The sequence below is a fragment of the Enterobacter sp. MGH 38 genome (genome assembly GCF_000492855.1).
GTDB classification, from domain to species: Bacteria; Pseudomonadota; Gammaproteobacteria; order Enterobacterales; family Enterobacteriaceae; genus Enterobacter; species Enterobacter hormaechei_C.
This window is the reverse complement of sequence record NZ_KI535607.1, coordinates 978,284-1,001,252: the sequence shown is the minus strand read 5'-3', so window position 1 is coordinate 1,001,252 and position 22,969 is coordinate 978,284. Positions and strand designations below refer to the sequence as shown.

General features: G+C 54.9%; 19 protein-coding genes. 11 read left to right on the top strand and 8 right to left on the bottom strand.

Going from position 1 to position 22,969, the window contains the following annotated elements:
• The first annotated feature begins 515 nt into the window (after positions 1 to 515).
• From L384_RS16140 to L384_RS16155, 4 genes are read left to right on the top strand one after another with little or no spacing between them, the layout of a single operon-like run.
• Positions 516 to 1,097: a fimbrial protein gene (locus tag L384_RS16140; protein WP_032627973.1), complete on the top strand. Its 582-nt coding sequence runs from the start codon at positions 516 to 518 to the stop codon at positions 1,095 to 1,097.
• A 30-nt stretch (positions 1,098 to 1,127) separates the two neighbouring features.
• Positions 1,128 to 1,802, top strand: coding sequence for a fimbrial biogenesis chaperone (locus L384_RS16145; protein ID WP_022652045.1), 675 nt, complete (start codon positions 1,128 to 1,130; stop codon positions 1,800 to 1,802).
• Between the two features lie 4 nt (positions 1,803 to 1,806).
• The gene (locus L384_RS16150; protein WP_023323875.1) at positions 1,807 to 4,287 is read left to right on the top strand and encodes a fimbria/pilus outer membrane usher protein; all 2,481 of its coding nucleotides are present in this window, start codon (positions 1,807 to 1,809) and stop codon (positions 4,285 to 4,287) included.
• A 9-nt stretch (positions 4,288 to 4,296) separates the two neighbouring features.
• Positions 4,297 to 5,391 (top strand): fimbrial protein, encoded by a 1,095-nt coding sequence (locus L384_RS16155; protein WP_023323874.1) that lies wholly within the window; start codon positions 4,297 to 4,299, stop codon positions 5,389 to 5,391.
• A 32-nt stretch (positions 5,392 to 5,423) separates the two neighbouring features.
• Here L384_RS16155 and L384_RS16160 read toward each other — a convergent pair whose 3' ends face one another.
• From L384_RS16160 to L384_RS16175, 4 genes are all read right to left on the bottom strand, one after another.
• Positions 5,424 to 5,786 carry a YibL family ribosome-associated protein gene (locus L384_RS16160; RefSeq protein ID WP_022652042.1) on the bottom strand — a complete coding sequence of 121 codons (363 nt, stop codon included), beginning with the start codon at positions 5,784 to 5,786 and terminating at the stop codon, positions 5,424 to 5,426.
• Positions 5,787 to 5,844: 58 nt separating this feature from the next.
• Positions 5,845 to 6,435, bottom strand: coding sequence for a mannitol operon repressor MtlR (gene mtlR / locus L384_RS16165; RefSeq protein WP_023315021.1), 591 nt, complete (start codon positions 6,433 to 6,435; stop codon positions 5,845 to 5,847).
• Positions 6,432 to 7,580, bottom strand: a complete 1,149-nt coding sequence (gene mtlD / locus L384_RS16170) for a mannitol-1-phosphate 5-dehydrogenase (RefSeq protein WP_017382581.1) — start codon at positions 7,578 to 7,580, stop codon at positions 6,432 to 6,434. Before mtlD ends, mtlR begins: the two co-directional genes overlap by 4 nt.
• Before the next feature lie 101 nt (positions 7,581 to 7,681).
• Positions 7,682 to 9,589: a PTS mannitol transporter subunit IICBA gene (locus L384_RS16175; RefSeq protein WP_023323873.1), complete on the bottom strand. Its 1,908-nt coding sequence runs from the start codon at positions 9,587 to 9,589 to the stop codon at positions 7,682 to 7,684.
• 436 nt (positions 9,590 to 10,025) lie between these two features.
• Between L384_RS16175 and L384_RS16180 the strand changes: the two genes are divergently transcribed.
• The 3 genes from L384_RS16180 to selB all read left to right on the top strand — a co-directional run bounded on the left by L384_RS16180 (position 10,026) and on the right by selB (position 13,958).
• Positions 10,026 to 10,634, top strand: a complete 609-nt coding sequence (locus L384_RS16180; protein WP_015572763.1) for a glutathione S-transferase — start codon at positions 10,026 to 10,028, stop codon at positions 10,632 to 10,634.
• A gap of 103 nt (positions 10,635 to 10,737) precedes the next feature.
• Positions 10,738 to 12,123 (top strand): L-seryl-tRNA(Sec) selenium transferase, encoded by a 1,386-nt coding sequence (gene selA / locus L384_RS16185; RefSeq protein WP_023323872.1) that lies wholly within the window; start codon positions 10,738 to 10,740, stop codon positions 12,121 to 12,123.
• Positions 12,120 to 13,958 (top strand): selenocysteine-specific translation elongation factor, encoded by a 1,839-nt coding sequence (selB, locus tag L384_RS16190; protein ID WP_023323871.1) that lies wholly within the window; start codon positions 12,120 to 12,122, stop codon positions 13,956 to 13,958. Before selA ends, selB begins: the two co-directional genes overlap by 4 nt.
• Positions 13,959 to 13,961: 3 nt before the next feature.
• On the opposite strand, the gene L384_RS16195 is transcribed toward selB, so the two are convergent.
• Complete coding sequence (locus tag L384_RS16195) at positions 13,962 to 14,846, bottom strand: ROK family protein (RefSeq protein ID WP_003860164.1); 885 nt, start codon at positions 14,844 to 14,846, stop codon at positions 13,962 to 13,964.
• 166 nt (positions 14,847 to 15,012) lie between these two features.
• Between L384_RS16195 and aldB the strand changes: the two genes are divergently transcribed.
• From aldB to L384_RS16205, 3 genes are all read left to right on the top strand, one after another.
• The gene (gene aldB, locus L384_RS16200; protein WP_006808612.1) at positions 15,013 to 16,551 is read left to right on the top strand and encodes an aldehyde dehydrogenase AldB; all 1,539 of its coding nucleotides are present in this window, start codon (positions 15,013 to 15,015) and stop codon (positions 16,549 to 16,551) included.
• Between the two features lie 249 nt (positions 16,552 to 16,800).
• Positions 16,801 to 16,986 (top strand): type II toxin-antitoxin system HicA family toxin, encoded by a 186-nt coding sequence (locus L384_RS21725; RefSeq protein ID WP_057979982.1) that lies wholly within the window; start codon positions 16,801 to 16,803, stop codon positions 16,984 to 16,986.
• A 14-nt stretch (positions 16,987 to 17,000) separates the two neighbouring features.
• A complete protein-coding gene (locus L384_RS16205; protein WP_023315016.1) occupies positions 17,001 to 17,408 on the top strand; it encodes a type II toxin-antitoxin system HicB family antitoxin in 408 nt (135 codons plus the stop codon).
• A gap of 3 nt (positions 17,409 to 17,411) precedes the next feature.
• On the opposite strand, the gene L384_RS16210 is transcribed toward L384_RS16205, so the two are convergent.
• Entirely contained in the window at positions 17,412 to 18,488 is a 1,077-nt protein-coding gene (locus L384_RS16210; RefSeq protein WP_023323870.1) for a type I restriction endonuclease, read from the bottom strand.
• 460 nt (positions 18,489 to 18,948) lie between these two features.
• Here L384_RS16210 and L384_RS16215 point away from each other — a divergent pair, with 460 nt between their 5' ends.
• The gene (locus tag L384_RS16215; RefSeq protein WP_023323869.1) at positions 18,949 to 19,404 is read left to right on the top strand and encodes a 4Fe-4S dicluster domain-containing protein; all 456 of its coding nucleotides are present in this window, start codon (positions 18,949 to 18,951) and stop codon (positions 19,402 to 19,404) included.
• A 7-nt stretch (positions 19,405 to 19,411) separates the two neighbouring features.
• On the opposite strand, the gene avtA is transcribed toward L384_RS16215, so the two are convergent.
• Both avtA and L384_RS16225 read right to left on the bottom strand, forming a co-directional pair.
• Entirely contained in the window at positions 19,412 to 20,665 is a 1,254-nt protein-coding gene (gene avtA, locus L384_RS16220) for a valine--pyruvate transaminase (protein ID WP_015572749.1), read from the bottom strand.
• A gap of 190 nt (positions 20,666 to 20,855) precedes the next feature.
• Positions 20,856 to 22,886, bottom strand: coding sequence for an alpha-amylase (locus tag L384_RS16225; protein ID WP_023323868.1), 2,031 nt, complete (start codon positions 22,884 to 22,886; stop codon positions 20,856 to 20,858).
• Positions 22,887 to 22,969 lie beyond the last annotated feature (83 nt).

The window sequence follows — 22,969 nt, the reverse complement described above, 5'->3', positions numbered from 1 at the left end:
ATTTTTTGCTGAAGTGACATTTTTTGGCTAATAATATTCTGAAATAAATTGATCAAACAATGATCAGTTAACTCTCTTGTAATTTAGTTGCGGTATTAAAAGCAGATTAATAATTATTAGGGCAATGGAAAGGGGTTAAATTTGTTAGCTGAGTGTTAATTTCAGAATGTTTACAAGCGCGGCGTATTACTTTTCAATACGTAGACGTTAAAAGGCATTTGATTTACTATTTATTCAGAAGCAACGTAACAGAAGATTTTAAATTTATTACTAACCACAACGTATTCAGTGTTATTTTCGGCCAGAAGTCATTCCTCAGTTGAAGGATATCTGTGTATGGCCTTCTGAAAATATACGGATTATCACCATGGGATGGACCCTGCTTTATTCTATAAGGTCGCGTCACCCATTCTGCTAAAACCCTTTCGGTGGCGTTTTTAAATCCTTATAGCGGTTATTGTACCTGGTACAACAAGTCTATATCTGTTTAATTTACAGAGGGGAAAGTGTTCCAAATGAAAATCAAAAATGTGGCGCTGGCGATTGCCGCGGCGGGGCTGCTGTTATCTTCTCAATCGATACTGGCAAGCAGTGATTCTGGCGTTAATGCTTCTCTGGATACCGGTGCGGGTTCGCAAAGTACGGGCGGGGTGATCAATTTTACCGGGAAGATTACCCTTATTTCCTGTGATATTACTCCGGCCTCTAAAAACAAAACGGTAGACCTTGGGGCGTGGGCAAAAAGCTACTTTGACGATCACAACGAAACGACGCCGCGCGAGTTCAAAATCAACGTGGAAAACTGCCCGGAGACGGTTGAATCGGTTGCGGTACTGTTTGACGGAACCAAAGATACGGTGAATGACACACTGCTTCAGGTTACGCCAGGTGAAGGTATGGCGACGGGTGTCGGCGTGAAGCTTTATAACAGCGATCGCAGCACGGCGATTAAACCGGGTACGGTATCTGAAACAACCTCACCGGATGATGAAGGCAATGCTGAATTAACTTTCTATGCCGCACTTGACAAAGATGGCACGGAAATCAACGCCGGCGATGTTAACGCCGTATCCAACTTCCTGATGGTTTATAACTGATTTCACTGTCAGCCACCTCCAGAGATAATAATGATGAAACGTTTATCGTATATTATGCTCACTGCATTAATGGTTAGTTCTGCGTCAGTTTCCGCTGGCGTTGTAATGGGGGGAACACGGATCGTATACCCACAACACAGCAAGGAGGTGGCATTTTCTGTTTCTAATATGGAAAGTGCGGTTCCCTATCTTATTCAGTCGTGGGTTGAAGGGGATGGGCAGGGTAAAAATAACGCTGCGCCATTTATTGTCACGCCACCTCTGTTCAGACTTGATCCGGAGCAGACCAACACGCTGCGTATTCAATATACCGGCGCTCCGCTGCCCACAGATCGTGAATCTGTATTCTGGCTCGATATTAAAGCGATTGCGCCAAAGCCAAAAGAGAGCAGCAACGAATTACAAGTTAACGTTAAATCGAAATTTAAAATTTTCTACCGCCCGGACAATCTAAAAGGGGACGCTGCAACTGCCTGGCAGAAAATAACGTTTTCGCGGACGGGAAAAGGGCTTAAGGCCGCTAACCCGACGCCATACTACGTCTCTTTTTATCGGCTGACCGTTGGCGGGCATAAAATTGAGCAGCCGGGCATGATCGGTCCAGGGGAAACCCGTGAATGGCCTGTGTCCGCCTCCGGGGGCGTAAGCTGGTCGGCTATTAATGATTTTGGTGCCATCACCGCCACCCACACCCAGCCTCTTTAAGATCATGCCTTTTCGCCTGTTTCGTTACGCGCCGCTTTCAGTGTTGCTGCTTAGCTTCAGCCGTGCGGGGATGGCCGAGGATTACTTTGATCCCGCCGCGCTGGAGCTTTCCTCTACTGAACAGAAAACGGCGGATCTGCACTATTTCTCTGAAAAGGGCGGGCAGATGCCAGGCACCTGGCTCGTGACGCTGGAGATTAACGGACGCGAGGAGCGGCATCAGGAGATCACCTTCGTCAATGAGAAAGGCAGCCTGCAACCCGTTTTTAGCGTATCGCTGCTGGAAGCGCTTGGCGTAAATGTAGGGGCCATTCCTGCATTCTCCCGGTTGCAGGAGGGAGAAACGTTCACGCACCTCGAGGATTTTATTCCGGCAGCGCGAACCTCCTATGATTTCAACCAACAGCGCCTTTTTCTCAACCTGCCGCAGGCGGCGATGAAACACCGCAGCCGTGGCTACGTGCCGCAGTCGCAGTGGGACGATGGTATCCCGGCGGCATTTACTGATTACAGTCTGTCGGGCGGTCAGGCCCGTCATCAGAGCGGGGTCACGACATCCAGCTATCTGAGCCTGCGTAACGGCATCAATCTGGGGGCGTGGCGGTTGCGCAACACTTCGGCCTGGAGCCACAGCGACGCGGGCGGCAACCATTTTCAGTCGCAAAGTAGCTGGCTGAGCCGGGATATTCGCCGTCTTAACAGCCAGCTACGGATCGGCGATGCCTGGACCGCAGGCGACGTCTTCGATAGCGTGGCGTTTCGCGGGGTTCAGCTCTCGTCCAGCGAGAGCATGTTACCCGACAGCCAGCGCGGCTTCGCACCAACCATCCGCGGCGTTGCACACAGCTTCGCTAAAGTCTCCGTTTCGCAAAATGGCTATGTGATCTATGAAACCTGGGTGGCCGCCGGGCCATTTATCATTAACGATCTGTTCCCCGGCGCACAAAGCGGCGATCTACAGGTTACGGTCACGGAAAGTGACGGCTCAACGCGCGTCTTTACCCAACCCTATTCTGCGGTGCCGTTTATGCGACGCCAGGGCAGCCTGAAATACAGTCTCAACGCCGGACGATTTCACTCCGGCTCCGGCGATGCGCGTTCGCCTGAGTTTGTTGAAGGCGCTTTTTTCTACGGTCTGCTCTCCATGATGACGGTGTATGGCGGCTTTCGTACGGCGAGCAACTACCAGGCCGGTGCAATTGGCATAGGCAGAGGGTTTGGCGCATTTGGCTCGCTGGGCATTGACGATACGCTGGCAAAAAGCCATTTACCCGACGGCAAAAACGCGATAGGGCAGGCGTGGCGCATTCAGTATCAGAAAGATTTCAGCGCTACCGGCACCGCCTTCAACCTGGCGAGTTATCGCTATGCCTCGCGCAATTACTATGAATTTAGTGAACTGAATCAGTCTGACAGCCAACAGCTGCAACTCAATAATCGCCGTAGCCGCTCGCAGGTCACCTTTTCACAGACGCTGGGTCAGTTCGGCAGCCTCAGCGTCTCGGCATGGATGCAGGATTACTGGCATATGTCCGGGCAGGATAAAACCATCCACATTGGCTGGTACACCAGCTGGCGGGGCATTTCCTGGGGCGCGGGATATGACTACACCGACTCAGCGCGTGAGCAGCATCCCGATCGCACCGTGTCGTTTAACGTCAATGTTCCGCTTGGCCACTGGTTACCGGACAGCTCGGTCAGTTACTTCATCAACCACAACAATCGTGGAATGACCACGCAGCAGATGTCTCTCAACGGCAGCGCGCTGGCGAATCGCAACCTTAATTACAGCGTTCAGCAGAGTAAGGCCAGCGAGGGACAAGCCGACAGTACCAGCCTGGCGCTGCAATACAACGGTGGCTACGGCAACGTCAGCCTCGGTTATGACCACAGCCGAAGCGGTAGCAACGCGAGCCTCGGACTCGCCGGAGGCGTTATCGCCACGCAGTATGGCGTCACGCTTAGCGAGCCGCTGGGCGATACCGTCGCCCTGCTGCGCGTGCCCGGTGCGGCGAACGTTGAGCCGGAGGGTTACAACGGGATCCATACCGACAGCCGCGGCTATGCGGTCATGCCAACGCTCTCGGCGTATCGCAAAAATACCGTCAGCCTTGATACGGCGACGCTGGGTGAGAACGTCGACGTTGAGCAGAGCGGTCTGACGCTCATTCCCACCAGCGGCGCGGTGGTGCTGGCCAATTACAAAACCCACATTGGTTATCGCGTTCTGTTTTCCCTGCGCTACCACGGTGAACCGTTGCCGTTTGGCGCGCAGGCTGAAGTGGTGGAGCAGAACCGCCATTCTGCAAACCGAAGCATGGTCGCTGACGGCGGTCAGGCCTACCTGAGCGGAGTACCCGAGCGCGGCACCCTGCGCGTCACCTGGTATGAAAACGGGGAGCAGCAGCAATGCCAGACACCTTTCAGACTGGGGAAAGCTCATATGGCCCCCGGCATCGCTACGCTGTCTCTTGAGTGCCACTAGAGGAATATCATGCGTCACTTTATTCACTGGTTTTTCTATCTGAGCCTTCTTTCGCTTTTTGGCATGCTGAGTTTTCATGCCCATGCCCAGACTTCAACCTGCCGCACCACGCGCGATCAGTGGGTCGTTCAGGTGCCTTATGCCATTGGGTATGCGCCCGGCACGTCTGACTGGACGCCGATATCTGCGCCGATACAGTCTACCGGGGCGGATTTCTACAGCTGTGATGGCGGGAATGACGCCTGGCGTAGTATCGGCTTTGTCGACATGGATAACCCCGTCGGCACCGTGGTGGGTGAAGACGGCGCGTCACGTCACGTCTATAAAACTCAGATCGACGGCATCGGCTACGCGCTGGGGTTCCGGGAACAGCAGTACTGCGGCGCCGATGCGGTACGCTATATTGACGGCACAAGTCAGGTGAATGGCAACGAGTCCCGGCGTATCTGCGATGCCTCACAGAATCCTGCCTTTGCCAGCGCCCCAACGTATAAATTGCAGTTCTGGGTGGTGTTTTACAAAATCCCGACGACCAGCCCCATGCCTGACGATAACGCCAACTCCCAGGAGCAAAATGTCGGATCGCTGATATTGCAGGCGGGAGAAAATCAAGCCAGCGCCACCAACGTGGCGACACCAGTACAGATTCATCTCGCCAGCTTCACCGTCAGGCGTACCAGCTGTTCAGTGGGCTCTCGCAGCATTCTTGTTCCCATGGGGAGCGTGAGCCAGCGTGAATTTCACGGCATCGGCTCCCGCGCCGGGGGCGGACGCTTCAGCATTCCGGTGACTTGCGAAAATAACACGGCGGTTAAGATGGGTTTCTTTGGCGATACCACGCCGGGCAACGATCGGGCGCTGGCGTTGACGAAGCAGGAGGATAGCGCCAGCGGTGTCGGGATCGAACTGCTTTACGGTGACAATACCGGTTCGGTTCAGGGGCAGGTGGTACCGTGGAACACCCCGCAGGTGTCAGCGCTTGGGCAAGTAGGGGATAACCAGACGCAAACCTTCTGGTTTGATGCGCATTACATTCAGACGGAAGCGAACGTGACGGCGGGAAAAGCGGATGCGATGGCCACGTTTAACCTGATTTACAACTGAGTTTCCCCTGCCGCAGCGGCAGGGGAGGACGATCAGAACGCGGTCTTACAAAAACCCGTCATCTCTTTCAGGCCCATTTCGCGGCCAAGCTCAGTCATCGGGTGCACCACCACCAGGCCACGGACGCTTTTCTTCAGCTTGCCCATGTCGGCCTGCTCTTTTTTGGTGATCGCGCGGCGATGCGGCATGTTCATCAGCTTCTGCGCTTCTTTACTCAGCTTCTGGCCTTTCACTTCGCGCAGGCGTTCAATTTCCGCCTCCAGCTTCACGGACTCTTTTTCCAGCTCGGCATATTTCTCGGCGGAATCAACAAGGGAGAGGCCGGCCATCTGATGGCGGATCATATCCAGACGGTCGCTCAGGCGTTTAATTTCGTTCTTTTCGACTTCTTTCATGACAAATAACTCTGAAAACGGGGAATTTACAGGGAAGGATACACCAATGTGTGCGGGCTTACTTCTGAAACGCTTTTTTTAAGCTGATTTTAGAAATCAGCTCAGTCAGGGAAAGCACCATGGTGGAGCGGACAACCTGTTGATAACGCAGCTTTTGCATCGCGTACAGCTCTGGGTCGCTGTTATCAAACTGAGGTGCGGGAGGGAGCGCGGATACGCAGTGCAGTTCGCCGAAGGGCCCCAGTATCTCATCATCGGTAAAGGTGTACTCATTGCCGTCATGATTGAGCTCTTCGCGCAGCGCCATTAACAGCTCGGCGTCTTCATACTCCTGACGGTTCAGCACGCCGAGACCGTAAATCAGCTTCAGCCGTACCGACAAATCGCCCAGCGGTCCGTCTCCGTCCAGTAACGGTTCTACAGCATACTTTACCGCGTAGTCGTCTTTGCGAAACACCTGAAGCACCAGAATGTTTACCGCCTCGGTTAACAGCTCGACGGCGGTAATCAGGAAACTTCGTACGGTTTTGCCAGCATTCAGACGCTCAAGCACACGATTTTCAAAGGCCTGGGTTTGTTCCATTATTGCCTGCATATCTGACAATCTGTTATTCGGGCGCAGGCTCACCTGCGCCGGACTCTGCATCATTTGGTTGCGTTGTATGCGCTGACCGCCTCCGCAACTACGTCACTGTTGGCATCCAGACCGGAGATCTGCGCCAGCGCAGCCTGCGCGCCTTTGTCATCAATCAGCTGAGCCAGCTCAATTGCCTGCGGGTCCTGCTCGCTGCGGTAGTGCATTGCGGCAGCGATTCCCTTCACCAGGTTAGCGTGCGGCAGGCCGTATTCCAGCGTGCCCAGCAGCGGTTTAATCAGGCGATCGCCCGCGCTCAGTTTACGCAGCGGCTGACGACCCACGCGCTCAACGTCATCTTTCAGATACGGGTTTTCAAAACGACCGAGGATTTTCTGGATGTATGCTGCGTGTTTATCAGCATCAAAACCGTAGCGTTTGATCAGCACCGCGCCGCTCTCTTCCATTGCCCCTTTGACCACCGCACGGATGTTCTCATCGAGGATCGCGTCACGAATGGTCTGATGACCGGCCAATTTTCCGAGGTACGCGGTTATAGCATGCCCGGTGTTCAGCGTGAAGAGTTTACGTTCGACAAATGCCATCAGGTTATCGGTTAATTCCATTCCCGGAATGGTCGGCAGCGCGCCCTTAAACTGGGTTTTATCAACGATCCACTCGCTGAAGGTTTCCACGGTCACTTCCAGCGGGTCGTTGGTGGCGGATGCTGACGGCGGAACGATGCGATCCACGGCGGAATCAACAAAACCTACGTGCGCTTCAACCCAGGCTTTATCTTCGTCGGCGACGGCCGCAAGAACGTGGCCTTTCAGCTGCGTGGTGCCGCGCACCATGTTTTCACAGGCGATGATGTTCAGCGGCGTTTCAACGCCCTGTGCTTTACGCTTCGCCAGGCCTTTCGCGACCGCCGGGGCGATACGCTCAAGCACTACCGGACCCACGGCTGTGGTGACCAGATCAACGCTGGCAATAAGATCGATAACATCGTCGCCAATGCTGCTTACCGCGTTGACGCCAGAGACCGTTTCAACCTGTTCGTTTTCACCCACCACGTGAACCTGATAGCTATGACGGGCATTCAGGGCATCCAGAACCACCTGATTCACATCGGCGAATGTCAGGGTAATGCCCGCGTCTGCCAGCAGTTTACCGATAAAGCCACGACCAATATTACCTGCGCCAAAATGTAATGCTTTCATAGTGTTAACCTTCATCAATGTTTTTACCCGAGAGGGCTGGGGTGAGGAACGTTTTCCCCTCACCCTAGCCCTCTCCCCGGGGGGGAGAGGGAGGAGTACCGTTATTTGTTAAGCAGGGCCAGAACTTCTTCAACGCTGGTGGTGTTGGCCAGACGCTCAATAACCGTTTCGTCATCCAGCGCGTTGGTCAGGCTGGTAATCACCTGGATATGCTCGTTGTTGCGAGCGGCGATACCAATCACCAGACGGGCGATGTCGTCCTCTTCTTCACCGAAGCGCACGCCATCAGGATACTGACAGAACACCACGCCGGTTTTCAGCACGCGGTCTTTGGCTTCCACCGTACCGTGTGGAACCGCGATGGATTCACCCAGGTAGGTTGGGGTCAGCTTTTCACGCTCCAGCATCGCCTCAACGTATTCCGGCTGAACGTAGCCACCTTTCACCAGCTGCTCACCGGCGAAGCGAATGGCCTCTTCTTTATTGGTCGCCGTGCGGCCAAGGAAGATGTTTTCTGCGCCCAGTTTGAACAGATGCGCGTTGCTCTCGTCGAAGCTGTCTTGCAGGCTGGTACGTACTTTCACTTCGTTATCTTCATGGCGCTGCGCCGCCACCAGACGTTCGGTCAGGCTCGTGTACAGGCCGCTGTCGAGGAAGTTGGTCAGGGAAATGTGCTGCGCCTGCGGTACCTGACGCATAGCGCGTTCGGTCAGATCGCGGTGCGTGATCACCAGGTCAACGTCCGGCGGCAGGCTGTTAATCGCGCTGTTGGTGACGGAGATGTTGGTCAGACCCGCATCCTGCACTTTCTTACGCAGCACGCCCGCACCCATTGCGCTGGAGCCCATACCGGCATCACAGGCCACGATGATTTTACGAACGTGGCTCAGGTCGTTAGAGACATCGCCTGCCGCCAGCGGCGTTGCGCCTTTGGATTCGGCTTTCATGTCATGCATACGACGGGTTGCCGCTTCGATATCGTCGTCTTCTTTCACCTTGCTGGTTTTCAGCAGGATAGCGGAGGCCACGAAGGAGACCGCCATGGCCGCACAGATCGCCGCGATGTTCGCGAAGTAGGCGCCTTTTGGGGTCATCGCCAGCACCGCCAGGATAGAGCCCGGAGAAGCAGGAGAGACCAGACCGCCGCCCAGTACACTCAGGGTGAACACGCCGGTCATACCGCCGAGGATAACGGCCAGGATCAGGCGTGGGTTCATCAGCACGTACGGGAAGTAAATTTCGTGAATACCGCCCAGGAAGTGGATGATTGCCGCGCCGCCAGCAGACTGCTTCGCGCTGCCGCGACCGAAGAACATATATGCCAGCAGAACGCCCATACCCGGACCCGGGTTGGCTTCAATCAGGAAGAAGATGGACTTGCCGAGATCGTGAGACTGCTGAATACCCAGCGGCGAGAAGATACCGTGGTTGATGGCGTTGTTCAGGAACAGGATTTTCGCCGGTTCAACGAAGATTGACGCCAGCGGCAGCATGTCATGCGCCACCATGAAGTTAACGCCCGCCGCCAGCAGCTTGGAGAGCACTTCAACCGCAGGGCCAATGCCGAGGAACGCCAGAATCGCGAGGATCATCCCGATGATGCCCGCAGAGAAGTTGTTCACCAGCATTTCGAAGCCGGATTTGATCTTGCCATCAACCCAGACGTCAAATTTCTTGATTGCCCAGCCGCCCAGAGGACCGGCAATCATCGCACCGAGGAACATCGGCATATCCGCACCGACGATCACCCCCATGGTTGTGATGGCACCCACGACGCCACCACGGTCACCGCCCACCAGACGACCACCGGTATAACCGATGAGCAGCGGCAGCAGGTACGTAATCATTGGGCCAACAAGTTTCGCCAGCGTTTCGTTAGGCAACCACCCTGTCGGAATAAATAATGCGGTGATAATACCCCACGCGATAAACGCGCCGATATTTGGCATCACCATGTTGCTGAGGAAACGACCAAAGCTTTGCACTTTGATCTTTAAATCGGATGACATAAAACACCCCTTCTTATGTTTACGCTTAGGCTTGTGGCCCGAGGTTTATCGTTAATGTGCGGCGGCAGAGGTAGCCGGGCCCTGTTCTGATGCTGTGAAATCTGGCACTGAATCGTTCAACTGTCCAGACAGCGAAATTTTGTGTGATCTGAATCACATGAATGTAGGGGGTGAGGACATTAATGAAGTGATAGCGATCACATAATGAGTGTGTAAAAAAAATACATCGTTCAGAATTACGCCAAAATGGGCGGGTTTTTGTGATTAATATCACAATGTTAAGTTGGCTGTTTGTTTTCAGATTGTGATTTGATTCACAAAATATTTTTATGCAGATTTCTCCCGTATCCCCTCACGACAGGAATGCGATACGCACACCTGCCTTTTACCACGGCTTGATCCATACTGACCTCTTTGTGGGCATTAAGGATAGGCAATGAAACTCATCGGCAGTTATACAAGTCCTTTCGTGCGTAAGATTTCGATTCTCCTGCTGGAGAAAGGGATTGAATTTGAATTCGTAAATGAACAACCCTACAACGCAGAGAACGGCGTTGCGCAGTACAACCCGCTGGGGAAAGTCCCGGCGCTGGTAACGGACGAGGGCGACTACTGGTTTGATTCCCCGATCATTGCGGAGTACATCGAGCTGCTTGGCGTTGCGCCAGCCATGCTGCCGGCGGATCCAAAAGCAGCGCTGGCGATGAAGCAAATTGAAGCCCTGGCGGATGGCATTATGGATGCGGCATTAACGTCCGTACGCGAGCAGGCAAGGCCCGCCGCCCAGCAGTCAGAAAATGAGCTGCTGCGCCAGCGCGAAAAAATCAGCCGCAGCCTGGATATGTGCGAACAGCTGATCCGCGACGGGAAAATTCAGAGCGATAGCCTGAATCTGGCGACGATCGCCATCGCCTGCGCCATCGGCTACCTCAATTTCCGCCGCGTCTCGCCGGGCTGGTGCGTGGATCGTCCGCTGCTGGTCAAACTGGCGGAGACGCTCTTCCAGCGCGAAAGTTTCGCCCGGACTGAACCGCCAAAGGCTTGATGCGGGTTATAACACTTCCTGGCGGGAGGCGGTACAATCCCCCCACATGTTAACTCCCTCTCCCGTCGGGAGGGGGGAAGATATTTACTCGCCAGGCGCATTCATGACTACTCATCATTCCCTCTACAGCCAGATCCCCGCTACCGATCGTCTGCTTCGTGACCCGCGCATCACTGCGGTGCTGGAGCAGTTTGGCCATACTGCAACGGTCGACATGCTACGCCAGCTTCAGGACGATGCGCGTCGCCATATTCAGGCTGAGAACGCGCTACCCGGCTGGTGCGAGGCATGGGCGCAGGAAGTTGAAAGGAGGTTGAGCAAGCACGCGCAAAGCGCGTTGCGCCCGGTTATTAACCTGACAGGCACGGTTCTGCACACCAATCTGGGCCGGGCACAGCAGGCAGAAGAGGCAATAGAGGCCGTCACCCGGGCCATGCGCTCGCCGGTGACGCTGGAGTACGATCTGGACGGCGCCGGGCGCGGACATCGCGATCGCGCGCTGGCGGATCTTCTCTGCCAGATCACCGGCGCGGAAGATGCCTGCATTGTGAATAACAACGCGGCGGCGGTGCTGTTAATGCTGGCGGCCACCGCAAGCGGAAAAGAGGTTGTCGTCTCTCGCGGCGAGCTGGTGGAGATCGGCGGGGCGTTTCGTATTCCGGACGTCATGCGGCAGGCGGGCTGCACGCTGCATGAAGTGGGCACAACTAACCGTACCCATGCAAAAGATTATCGCGCGGCGGTGAATGAAAACACCGCCCTGCTGATGAAAGTGCATACCAGCAATTACCACATTGAGGGTTTCACCAAAACGGTGGAAGAGGCTGAACTGGCCGCCATCGGGCGCGAGCTAAACGTGCCGGTGATTGCCGATCTTGGCAGTGGGTCGCTGGTGGATATGCGCCAGTATGGTCTGCCAAAAGAGCCAATGGTGCAGGAAATGGTTGCCGCGGGCGTAAGCCTGGTCAGTTTCTCTGGCGATAAACTGCTGGGCGGGCCGCAGGCGGGTATTATCGTCGGCAGGCGCGAGATGATTGCGCAGCTACAGCAGCATCCGCTGAAGCGCGCCCTGCGTGCCGATAAAATGACGCTGGCCGCGCTGGAAGCCACGCTGCGGCTCTATCTCCACCCGGAGAAACTGGCTGACCGCCTGCCCACGTTGCGTTTGCTGAGCCGTGATGCGGCCTCTGTTCGCGCGCAGGCGGAAGCGCTACTGCCGCAGGTTGCTCCTCATTACCCTGAGTTTGAAGTTCGTATCGAGCCTTGCCTGTCGCAAATTGGCAGCGGCTCGCTGCCGGTGGACAGGTTACCGAGCGAAGCGCTGACGTTCACCCCGCGCGACGGACGCGGAAGCCAGCTTGAGGCGCTGTCGGCGCGCTGGCGCGCATTACCGACGCCGGTGATTGGCCGGATCGGTGACGGGCGCATGTGGCTGGATTTACGCTGTCTGGAAGATGAAGTGCGGTTTCTGGAGATGATGTTGAAATGATTATTGCCACCGCCGGTCACGTTGACCACGGCAAAACCACGTTATTGCAGGCCATTACGGGCGTGAATGCCGATCGCCTGCCGGAAGAGAAAAAGCGCGGCATGACCATTGACCTGGGTTACGCCTACTGGCCGCAGCCCGACGGTCGCGTGCTGGGCTTTATCGACGTGCCCGGCCACGAGAAGTTTCTTTCCAATATGCTCGCGGGCGTGGGCGGGATCGATCACGCCCTGCTGGTGGTCGCGTGCGATGACGGGGTGATGGCGCAAACGCGCGAGCATCTGGCGATCCTCCAGCTGACGGGAAACCCGCAGTTGACCGTCGCCCTCACCAAAGCGGACCGTGTGGAGGAGGCGCGTATCGACGAGGTGCGTCAAGAGGTGCTGGCGGCGCTGAGTGAATACGGTTTTAAGGATGTCGCACTGTTTGTCACCGTAGCGACAGAAGGCCGCGGTATCGATGCTCTTCGCAACCATTTGCAGCAGATCCCGTCTCGTGAACAGGCCAGCCATCACCGCTTCCGTCTGGCGATCGACAGGGCGTTTACCGTGAAAGGGGCTGGGCTGGTGGTGACCGGTACCGCGCTGAGCGGGGAAGTGAACGTGGGCGATACCCTGTGGCTGACGGGCGTGAACAAACCGATGCGCGTGCGCGGGCTTCATGCGCAAAACCAGCCGGTGGAACAGGCCCACGCCGGGCAGCGTATCGCGCTGAATATTGCCGGTGATGCCGAAAAAGACCAGCTTAACCGCGGCGACTGGCTGCTGGCCGACGCGCCGCCGGAGCCCTCTGAACGGATTATCGTTTCTCTCCAGACCCATACGCCGCTGACCCAGTGGCAGCCGCTGCATATCCACCACGCGGCCAGCCACATCACCGGACGCGTGTCGCTGCTGGAAAACGATCTCGCCGAACTGGTGTTCGACTCCCCGCTCTGGCTGGCGAATAACGACCGCCTGGTTCTGCGCGATATTTCGGCGCGGGAAACGCTGGCGGGCGCGCGCGTGGTCATGCTGGATCCGCCCCGTCGCGGCAAACGTAAGCCCGAGTATTTACAGTGGCTGGCCGCGCTGGCCCAGACCCGCGATGATAAGTCTGCGTTAGATATCCACCTTGAGCGTGGCGCGGTGGATCTGGCGGCGTTCGCCTGGGCGCGCCAGCTCAGCGGCGAAGGATTGCGTCTTCTGACGCAGGAGCCAGGTTTTATTCAGGCCGGGAACAGCCTGCTGAACGCGCCGGTGGCGGCGCGCTGGCAGCGCAAAGTGCTGAGCACGCTGGCGACCTACCATGAACAGCATCAGGATGAGCCCGGCCCGGGCCGTGAACGTCTGCGGCGCATGGCGTTGCCCATGGAAGACGACGCGCTGGTGCTGTTGCTGATTGAAAACATGCGTGAAAGCGGCGTTATTGCAAGTCATCACGGCTGGCTACACCTGCCGGAACACAAGGCCGGTTTTACCGCTGAGCAGGACGCGGTCTGGCAAAAAGTGGCGGCGCTGTTTGGCGATGAACCGTGGTGGGTGCGCGATCTGGCGCGTGAAACCAATACCGATGAGCAGCTGATGCGTCAGGTACTGCGCCATGCGGCACAGCAGGGGATGATTGTGGCGATCGTGAAAGATCGTTATTACCGCAACGATCGGATCGTAGCGTTTGCGAACCTGATCCGGGAGCTGGATCAGGCGCGCGGATCAACCTGCGCCGCAGACTTCCGCGATCGGCTGAATGTGGGACGCAAACTGGCGATTCAGATCCTGGAGTATTTCAACCGCATCGGGTTTACGCGTCGTCGTGGCAATGACCATGTGCTACGCGACGCGCAGTTATTTCCGTAAGCGTTAAGCGCTGCGCGCCTGCTTCTGCTTAGCCAGCCAGACCGCGCCCAGCCTTCCCGCCTGGTTACCCAGCTCGCAGGGAAGGATGGGCACCCGGAGCGCCTCCCACTCCTCGAATCGCTGTAGGTATTTATCCAGCAGGAGATAGATTTTCTCCTGCTCGCTAATGCCGCCGCCAATCAGCACCGCCTGCGGATCAAACATGGAGATCACGCTGTAGATGCCGCGCGAGAGGAAATGCGCCCACTCTTCTATGGCCTCACGCAGATGCACGTCGCTGTCCATGCGTTTAAACAGCTCCTCACCGTCAGGCATCTCATCTTCCGACACGGCCAGCGCGCGGCGGCAGGCTTTCATCAGGCCGCTGGCTGACGCCACTTCGTGCATCGGCTCGCCGTTGTTGCCAACGGGCAGCACGCCAAACTCACCCGCCCGGTAGTGCGACCCACGGTAGAGATCGCCCTCCATGACGATACCGCCGCCGATGCCGGTGCCGATGGTGATGCAGACAAAATGCTCATAGTCCTTGCCGGCGCCCTGCCAGCGTTCGCCCAGCGCCGCGCAGTTGGCGTCATTTTCGGTTGTTACGGGGAGATCGGTCAGCTGTGCGAAAAGCTCGCACAGGTTTTCACCGTCAAGGTAATCCAGCGCCCCGGCCTTGGCCGCTTCGCCGGTATGGTGATTGATGTGGCCCGGAAAACTCACGCCGATGCCGACGATCTCATGCTCCTGGCGGTACTTATCCACCACCGCTTTCCACTTCTGTTTGAAGGTGCTTTCATCGTCAGGCGTATCATATTCATCGGATGTCAGTTCTTCGCCGTTTTCGTTAATCACGCCGTGTTTGATGTGGGTTCCGCCCACGTCAAAGCCGATAAATAGCTGCATTGCATCGTTCCTCATGAGCCCCTGAGCTATTAAGTATGGCTCTGGCGGCAGAAACGAAACGTAAAGTACGGTAATCCGTGATACGGCTCGTAAACCCGTTACCGACTGGCGAGAAAACCACCAGCCGGAACTACCCTTGTTGTACACCTACTGCAAGGAGACGGTCATGACAAACAATCCTCCCTCATCGCGTATCCAGCCAGGCGAGTATGGTTTTCCCCTTAAGCTGAAGCCCCGCTATGACAACTTTATCGGCGGCGACTGGGTGGCGCCCGTCGACGGTGAATACTATTCCAACCTGACGCCCGTTACCGGCCAGCCGCTGTGTGAAATTGCGAGTTCGGGCAAGCGGGATATAGATTTAGCGCTGGATGCGGCGCATAAGGCGAAAGATAAGTGGGGACAAACGTCCGTTCAGGACAGAGCGGCCATTTTGTTCAAAATCGCCGATCGGATGGAGCAGAATCTGGAGCTGCTGGCGACCGCAGAAACGTGGGACAACGGCAAGCCGATCCGGGAAACCATGGCGGCGGACGTGCCGCTGGCGATTGACCATTTCCGCTATTTTGCGTCCTGCATTCGTGCCCAGGAGGGGGGAATAAGTGAAGTTGACAAAGATACCGTGGCGTATCACTTCCACGAGCCGCTCGGCGTGGTGGGGCAAATTATTCCGTGGAACTTCCCGCTGCTGATGGCGAGCTGGAAAATGGCGCCCGCGCTGGCGGCGGGTAACTGCGTTGTGCTGAAACCCGCTCGCTTAACGCCGCTTTCGGTACTGCTGCTGATGGAGGTGATTGGCGACCTGTTGCCGCCGGGGGTCATTAACGTGGTCAACGGGGCCGGGGGAGAGATCGGCGAATATCTGGCTACCTCAAAACGTATCGCCAAAGTGGCGTTCACCGGCTCAACGGAAGTGGGCCAGCAGATCATGCAGTACGCGACCCAGAACATCATTCCGGTCACGCTCGAGCTGGGCGGCAAATCGCCGAACATCTTCTTTGCCGACGTGATGGACGAAGAGGACGCCTTCTTCGACAAAGCGCTGGAAGGGTTTGCGCTGTTCGCGTTTAACCAGGGCGAAGTCTGCACCTGTCCGAGCCGCGCGCTGGTGCAGGAATCCATTTATGAGCGCTTTATGGAGCGGGCGATCCGGCGCGTGGAGTCGATTCGCAGCGGTAATCCGCTGGATAACGTTACCCAGATGGGGGCGCAGGTATCGCATGGCCAGCTGGAAACCATCCTCAACTATATTGATATCGGTAAAAAAGAGGGGGCCGATGTGTTGACCGGCGGTCGTCGTAAGGTGCTGGGCGGCGATTTGCAGGAGGGCTACTACCTTGAGCCGACTATCCTGTTCGGTAAGAACAATATGCGCGTTTTCCAGGAGGAAATTTTTGGACCGGTGCTGGCCGTCACCACGTTTAAAACCATGGACGAGGCGCTGGAGCTCGCCAACGACACGCAGTATGGCCTGGGGGCGGGCGTCTGGAGCCGTAACGGTAATCTGGCCTATAAAATGGGCCGGGGCATTCAGGCCGGACGCGTATGGACAAACTGCTATCACGCCTATCCGGCTCATGCGGCGTTTGGCGGCTACAAGCAGTCGGGCATCGGGCGTGAAACCCATAAGATGATGCTGGAGCACTACCAGCAAACGAAATGTCTGTTGGTCAGCTACTCCGATAAACCGCTGGGGTTGTTTTAATCTCCGGGCTCAGGCCGTCCCGGGTGGCGTGGCCTGAGCCGGGTTAAAGCCGGGTGGCGGCTTCGCCTTACCCGGCCTACGATAGTGGCCGCATTTTTATTTGCAACATGACAATCTTCCCTCTTCTTTTCTCGATGCCTCTTCCTGTTTCGCTAAAGTCTGGCTGCGCTGCCGTTTTTAATGCGGTAGTCTCATTCAACCCAGTAGCGATGGTGTGTATCATGTGTATAATCAGGGAAGGATTGGGATGTGAAAAGTGCGGATATCATTACTGTTCTGGTTAGCCATGGCTGGAAATGTGTAAGAACGAAGGGAAGCCATCATCAGTTTCGCCATCCAGTGCAAAAAGGGTTGGTTACCGTCCCACATCCTAAAAAGGACATTAAACCAGGCACTCTCGCACAAATCTGGCGACAGGCGGGAATTAAACACTGATATCAGGAGTAGTTATGTTTTATCCGGCTTACATTCATTCTGATTCCGACGGTAGCGCCAGTGGTTTCTTTCCTGACGTTCCGGGGTGTTTTTTTGCGGGGGATTCACTGGATGATGCTTTTCAGGATGCACGTGATGCATTAACTGCCCATTTTGAAGCGTTGTTTGAAATGGATGAAATGTTGCCACTTCCGGGTATGGTTGAAGCGCATCTGGCAAGTCATCCGGAGGATTTCATTGGCGGACAATGGTTGCTGGTGGATATCAATATGAAACAGTTTGAAGGCAGAGTAGAGCGCATCAATATTACGATACCTCGCCGTTTGCTGGTGAAGATTGATTCCTTTGTCAGCGAGCATCCACAATTTACTAACCGAAGTGCTTTTCTTGCAGAGGCAGCACGGCGTGTACTGCCCCGGTGATGATTAGTTGTAAAGAGCAGCAGTTGCTTTCAGGATATCAGCAAAGGAATAAATATCATCAACTGTAGCAATTGGGTGCCGTGTTTCGTTTTTTTCCAGATCAAAAAGCCCGATGTATTTTTGTGTTCGATTAAAATGCAGTCGGCAAAGAGGCTTGCGGTTATTGTCGTCTACAAGAATGCCGCAATAGCTCTTTGTGTCTCTATGGGTAATGCGAGGCGCCTCAAGAACGGCTCGGGTGATTGCTTTAACAATGTGAAAACCTTCCAATTCTTCCAGAGTCGTTATGATTTCACTTTCATCCTTTTGTTCATCATCCTCACTTTGCTGTGTTTCTGTTTGAGTTTCGACAGTAGCCGGAGTGATACCTGTGATGGCAGACTTAAGCCTCTCATTAACTTGATCGTTTATGTACTGGCTTGCTGCCTTTCTGGTGAGATTTTGAAAAGACTCTCTGACTTTTTGGGTCAGCATACCGTCATAAACTCGCGAAGCAAAAAACTTAACGAAATCGTCTTCTGGATTGTTAAGTTGTGTATGCAATATTCTCTTGATTTGGCTAACGTACTTTAACTCTCCAGCAGCGTTTATGATGGATTCAAGATCAAAAGAAGATTTGGTGAGTTTTTTTAATTCAGGTATAACGTTTTCATCAATATCAAGCAGGTCGACCTCTAAAAAAGGTTTTTCATCCATTTTATTAGGTGCGTCGAGATCGGTATAAAATCTGTATATTTGTCCGTTCGTTAAGATTGATATCCTTGCGTTTGTAACATGAAAGTATCTAAAAAGTTGTGATGCATGATTTATATTTAAAGGCTCACCAATTTTTTTACATTCGATGAGAATTTGCACGTCATTGTTTTTCATTATCGCATAGTCAATTTTTTCACCTTTTTTTGTGCCAATATCACATACAAATTCAGGTGTAACCTCTGACGGGTCAAACACATCGTACCCTAAGACATTATGAATAAAAGGCATAACAAATGCCGTTTTGGTTGCTTCTTCAGTATTAATTACTTCAATTTGCTGTCTAATTTTAGTAGATAATGCATTCAGTCTTTCTGTAAATTCCATGGGATATCCTTATTTCAATACTGTGTGTCCTGATGAAATAGCATCAAAATGCATGCCATTTAATGAACTCCATGGGGAGTTAACAGCAAATAAAACGATTCCGGGGTTTGGATCACAGAGTGATTAAATTGAATAAAAGAAAATAAGCCCGTTAACGCCGAGCTTATTAAGTATATTATATATATAAAGCTATTTTATTTTTTCAAATTATGCCTACATTCACCTATAACCGCATTTCCTCTCCACGCCGGTTTGCCCAGCTAAACCACGGAGTGAGGGTAGCATTAGAGCCCTGCGCCTGATAACCGATCCCCTCCGCCTGTTGGCGCACCTTCGGGTAAGCTAAAAGTATCCGCGCCCGCTCTTTGACCCACAGCATCCTTAACGATTCGCACGCAAGGTATGATGCGCTAACGATAATTCAACGGAACTGACTTTTAACCTGCGCGAGGCGTTATCCATGAACCGATTTATCCTGGCGGATCCTGAAAAATGTATCGGGTGCCGTACCTGTGAGGTAGCGTGCATGATGTCGCATCAAAGCAGCGCCACGCCAGAAGCGCTTACGTCACGGATCCGCGTGGTTAAGGGGGGAACCTTCACTACGGCGGTGGGCTGCCACCAGTGTGAAGATGCGCCCTGCGCGAATGTCTGCCCGACGGGGGCCATTCACCACGCTGCGGGAGCCTGGCTCGTTAAGCAATCGCGCTGTATCGGCTGCAAAAGCTGTATGGTGGCGTGCCCGTTCGGGGCAATGCAGGTTCGGGTCGTGGAAGATCGCGTTCAGGCGCTGAAATGTGATTTGTGCGCGCATCGCGAGAGCGGTCCCGCCTGCGTCGAAGCCTGTCCCACCCACGCGCTGCGCTGCATAGACCCCGCCAGATTACGCGCGGAACGGCTGCGTAATCTGGCCTGAGGTTTTATTAACCGGCCTCGCGCCAGGCGTTCTCAATCTCTTCGGCGAGAATTTTCACACCCGCTTCGATTTTTTCCGGGTCCGGGACGTAGTTCATACGCATGCACTGGTGCGTGTGCGGCCACGGCTTATCCAGCCCCGGGAAGAAGTAATCCCCTGGCACCATCAGTACGCCACGTTTTTTCAGACGCTGATAAAGCAGCTCTGTCGTAATGGGCAGATCCTTAAACCACAGCCACAGGAAAATTGCCCCTTCCGGTTTATGGATCAGGCAGCGTTCTTCCGGTAAGTAGCGGCGAAGGATGGCTATAGTTTCCTGAACGCGCTGAGAGTAAAACGGCTTAATCACCTCATTCGACAGGCGCAGCAGGTCGTTACGCCTGATCATCTCGCACATCATCGCCGGGCCGATGCCGCCAGGCGAAAGGCTGATAATGCCGTTCATGTTGGTAATGGCGGTGATGATTTTCTCGTTAGCAATGATAATGCCGCAACGGCTGCCCGGCAGGCCCAGCTTGGAGAGGCTCATGCAGAGGATGATATTCGGGTTCCATAGCGGACGCGCTTCGCTGAATATGATCCCCGGGAACGGTACGCCATAGGCGTTATCGATCACCAGCGGGATGCCGTGCTGATTCGCCAGCGCATCCAGCTTCATCAGCTCGTCGTCGGTGATCACGTTGCCCGTCGGGTTGGTGGGACGTGATACGCAGATCATGCCCGTCTCTTCACCGATATGCAGATGTTCAAAATCGACGTGATATTTGAACTGGCCCTCTGGCAGCAACTCGATATTCGGACGTGCGGAAACAAACAGGTCTTCTTCGAGGCCGGCATCGGCATAGCCAATATATTCCGGTGCCAGCGGGAACAGCACTTTTTTCGTGGTGCCATCGGCGCGGCGTCCGGCGAACAGATTGAATAAGTAGAAAAACGCGCTCTGACTGCCGTTTGTCAGTGCAATATTCTGTGGTTCGATATCCCAACCCAGCGCTTCCCGCAGCATTGCCGCCAGAAGCGTCAGTAGTTCTGTTTTACCCTGAGGGCCGTCGTAATTACATAGCGCATCGGTTGCTTTACCGTTTTCCAGCATCTCTGCCAGCAGCGTCTGGAAGTAGGTGTTCATCTCCGGAATTTGAGCCGGGTTTCCGCCGCCAAGCATGATAGCGCCTGGGGTGCGCAGCCCGTCGTTGAGGTCCTCCATCAGGCGGGTAATGCCTGAATGGCGGGTAAATTTGTCGCCGAAAAGTGAAAACGTCATAGCAGGTGATCTGTCGGGCTTAATATGAAAGGCAGTAACCATAACGCCAGCACCGTGTTGGTGCAAATCGGCGAATGTGGTCGGATTTGTTGTTTTATGTGGTAGATTTGTATTTGTGTGGTGAATTATTCTGGTGAATACCCCTCACCCCGGCCCTCTCCCCTTTGGGGAGAGGGTTAGGGTGGGGGGTCTATTGATTACCCGCCCAAACCACCATCACCTTATCGCCCTTGTGCTCGCGCACAAAGCCGTAGCCTTCTTTCATCGACAGCGTTGTTTGCTTGCCTTCACCCACCGCCGGATGACGGGCGCGGAACTGCACCAGAAGCTGCCAGTGGGCGACAGTTAACGCCTGTTTACCCGTGACGTCCTGCCAGTTCATATCCGAACGGGTTCCCTGTAGCGGATCGGAGCCCGTCGGGCCGAAAGGACGCTCTGATTCATCGCCGTAATAGATCTGCACGCTTCCCGGTGCCAGCAGCAGTAACTCAGCGGCGCGCTGGCCTCCTTCACGGAACAGACGCGTATCATGGGAGGAGAGATAGCTCAGCACATTAAAACTTTGCAGCTTTTCTGCCATTTGCTGCCAGGTCAAATCCATATCGGCCAGGCAGTCCACCGCTTTTGCCGCCTGCTCCTGATAGTCAAAATTGATCATCGCATCGAAGCCGTGGCGGTAATAATCGCTCTGCATCACGCCGTGGCCCCAGGATTCACCGGTCATCCAGAATGGCGCATCGTCGAGTTTTTTGTCCGGGTTGGCGGCTTTCCACGCGGCCAGCGCCTGGCTGGCCTGGTTTTTCAGTTGCAGCCAGGCTTCAGGCTCAACGTGCTTAGCGGTATCGACCCGGAAACCGTCGATGCCGTAGTCACGTACCCACTGGCTAAGCCAGTGAGTCAGGTAATCTCGCGGCGTGAAATTCGTCATCACTTTCGCGTTGGTGTCGGGCTTGTGTTGATAAAAGTTCGGCAAACCTGACGGGATCTTAGATTCCGTTTTCAGATCAGGCAGGAAGGCCAGCGACATGGTCAGATCGTCAAAGCCCGGGTTGTCGTAATCACCGATATCGGTACGGATCCATTTTTTACCCCACCATTTTTCCCATGCGGCTTTGTCACTGAAGTTGATGTAATCGTTGAAGCTGTGCCAGCTTTGACCCGCGCCTGGCTTCCAGTCAGTCCAGCGCTCGCCGAGGGTTTTTTTCAGCTCATCGCCCTGCAAATAGAGCGCGCCAAACTGATACTCCTGCATATCTGCAAGCGTCGCATAACCCGCGTGGTTCATGACAATGTCAAACAGGACGCGGATACCGCGCCTGTGCGCGTCGTCGACAAGCTGGCGTAAATCATCTTCGTTGCCCATGTTGGCGTCGAGTTTCGTCCAGTCCTGAGTGTAATAGCCGTGATAGGCGTAGTGGGGGAAATCCCCTTTGGTGCCGCCGCCAACCCAGCCGTGGATCTGCTCCAGCGGCGAGCTTATCCAGAGCGCATTCACGCCCAGCTGCTGAAGGTAATCCAGTTTGCTGGTAAGCCCTTTCAGATCGCCGCCGTGGAAAGTACCAATCTCCTGCATACCGTCTTTATGACGGCCATAGCTGTTGTCGTTGGTGGGGTCGCCATTCACGAAGCGATCGGTCAGCACGAAATAGACGGTGGCGTTTTGCCAGCTGAACGGCGCGGGTTTGTCCGTCTCGGCGCGCTCAAGCAGCAGCAGGCCATTGCTGTTGGCGGCTGGCTGAAGAGTCACTTTGCCATTTTGAACGGTCGCGGTCTGTTTACTGTAAAAATCACGCACCACCGTGCCTTCCGGGAAGGTGTTAACGACGTCGATCGTCAGCGGTTTGCCGTCCCACTTCGGGCACTGGCGGGTGACGTTTGCGACAGGCTGTGGCGCCGCACTTTGCACCGTCAACATCAGCGTCGGCGTTCCCGAGCGCGTATCAATACGCATCTGATAAACGCCGTCACGGAATAACCGCCACTGCGGTGGGGTGCCTTCGCACGGTTTGAGCGACAGCATCTCGTTGAGCTTAATGGCACCTGTCGGCTGCCAGCACGCGTTGTCAAGACTCAACGTCAGCGGGCGGGTACCCTTCGCAAGCGTTGCCTGGCTGGTAAAGACGCCGGTACCTTCAGCGCTAAACGCATTAAATCCCGGCGATGACCAGTCGGCATGCGCGAATGCGGGTAACATCAGAACAGCTAATGCAGTGCGTTTCATTCCATTTTCCTGTCGCGGCATTTTTGACCAGTGTGCCATTCGGCTCAGGGGAAAAACTCCTCCTCTACGGCTTTCTGCAAGGA

Bases quoted from the DNA above. Each gene is read 5' to 3' on its own strand.
- L384_RS16140 (WP_032627973.1), top strand. From the start codon at position 516: ATGAAAATCAAAAATGTGGCGCTGGCGATTGCCGCGGCGGGGCTGCTG.
- L384_RS16145 (WP_022652045.1), top strand. From the start codon at position 1,128: ATGATGAAACGTTTATCGTATATTATGCTCACTGCATTAATGGTTAGT.
- L384_RS16150 (WP_023323875.1), top strand. From the start codon at position 1,807: ATGCCTTTTCGCCTGTTTCGTTACGCGCCGCTTTCAGTGTTGCTGCTT.
- L384_RS16155 (WP_023323874.1), top strand. From the start codon at position 4,297: ATGCGTCACTTTATTCACTGGTTTTTCTATCTGAGCCTTCTTTCGCTT.
- L384_RS16160 (WP_022652042.1), bottom strand. From the start codon at position 5,786: ATGAAAGAAGTCGAAAAGAACGAAATTAAACGCCTGAGCGACCGTCTG.
- mtlR (WP_023315021.1), bottom strand. From the start codon at position 6,435: ATGATGCAGAGTCCGGCGCAGGTGAGCCTGCGCCCGAATAACAGATTG.
- mtlD (WP_017382581.1), bottom strand. From the start codon at position 7,580: ATGAAAGCATTACATTTTGGCGCAGGTAATATTGGTCGTGGCTTTATC.
- L384_RS16175 (WP_023323873.1), bottom strand. From the start codon at position 9,589: ATGTCATCCGATTTAAAGATCAAAGTGCAAAGCTTTGGTCGTTTCCTC.
- L384_RS16180 (WP_015572763.1), top strand. From the start codon at position 10,026: ATGAAACTCATCGGCAGTTATACAAGTCCTTTCGTGCGTAAGATTTCG.
- selA (WP_023323872.1), top strand. From the start codon at position 10,738: ATGACTACTCATCATTCCCTCTACAGCCAGATCCCCGCTACCGATCGT.
- selB (WP_023323871.1), top strand. From the start codon at position 12,120: ATGATTATTGCCACCGCCGGTCACGTTGACCACGGCAAAACCACGTTA.
- L384_RS16195 (WP_003860164.1), bottom strand. From the start codon at position 14,846: ATGCAGCTATTTATCGGCTTTGACGTGGGCGGAACCCACATCAAACAC.
- aldB (WP_006808612.1), top strand. From the start codon at position 15,013: ATGACAAACAATCCTCCCTCATCGCGTATCCAGCCAGGCGAGTATGGT.
- L384_RS16205 (WP_023315016.1), top strand. From the start codon at position 17,001: ATGTTTTATCCGGCTTACATTCATTCTGATTCCGACGGTAGCGCCAGT.
- L384_RS16210 (WP_023323870.1), bottom strand. From the start codon at position 18,488: ATGGAATTTACAGAAAGACTGAATGCATTATCTACTAAAATTAGACAG.
- L384_RS16215 (WP_023323869.1), top strand. From the start codon at position 18,949: ATGAACCGATTTATCCTGGCGGATCCTGAAAAATGTATCGGGTGCCGT.
- avtA (WP_015572749.1), bottom strand. From the start codon at position 20,665: ATGACGTTTTCACTTTTCGGCGACAAATTTACCCGCCATTCAGGCATT.
- L384_RS16225 (WP_023323868.1), bottom strand. From the start codon at position 22,886: ATGAAACGCACTGCATTAGCTGTTCTGATGTTACCCGCATTCGCGCAT.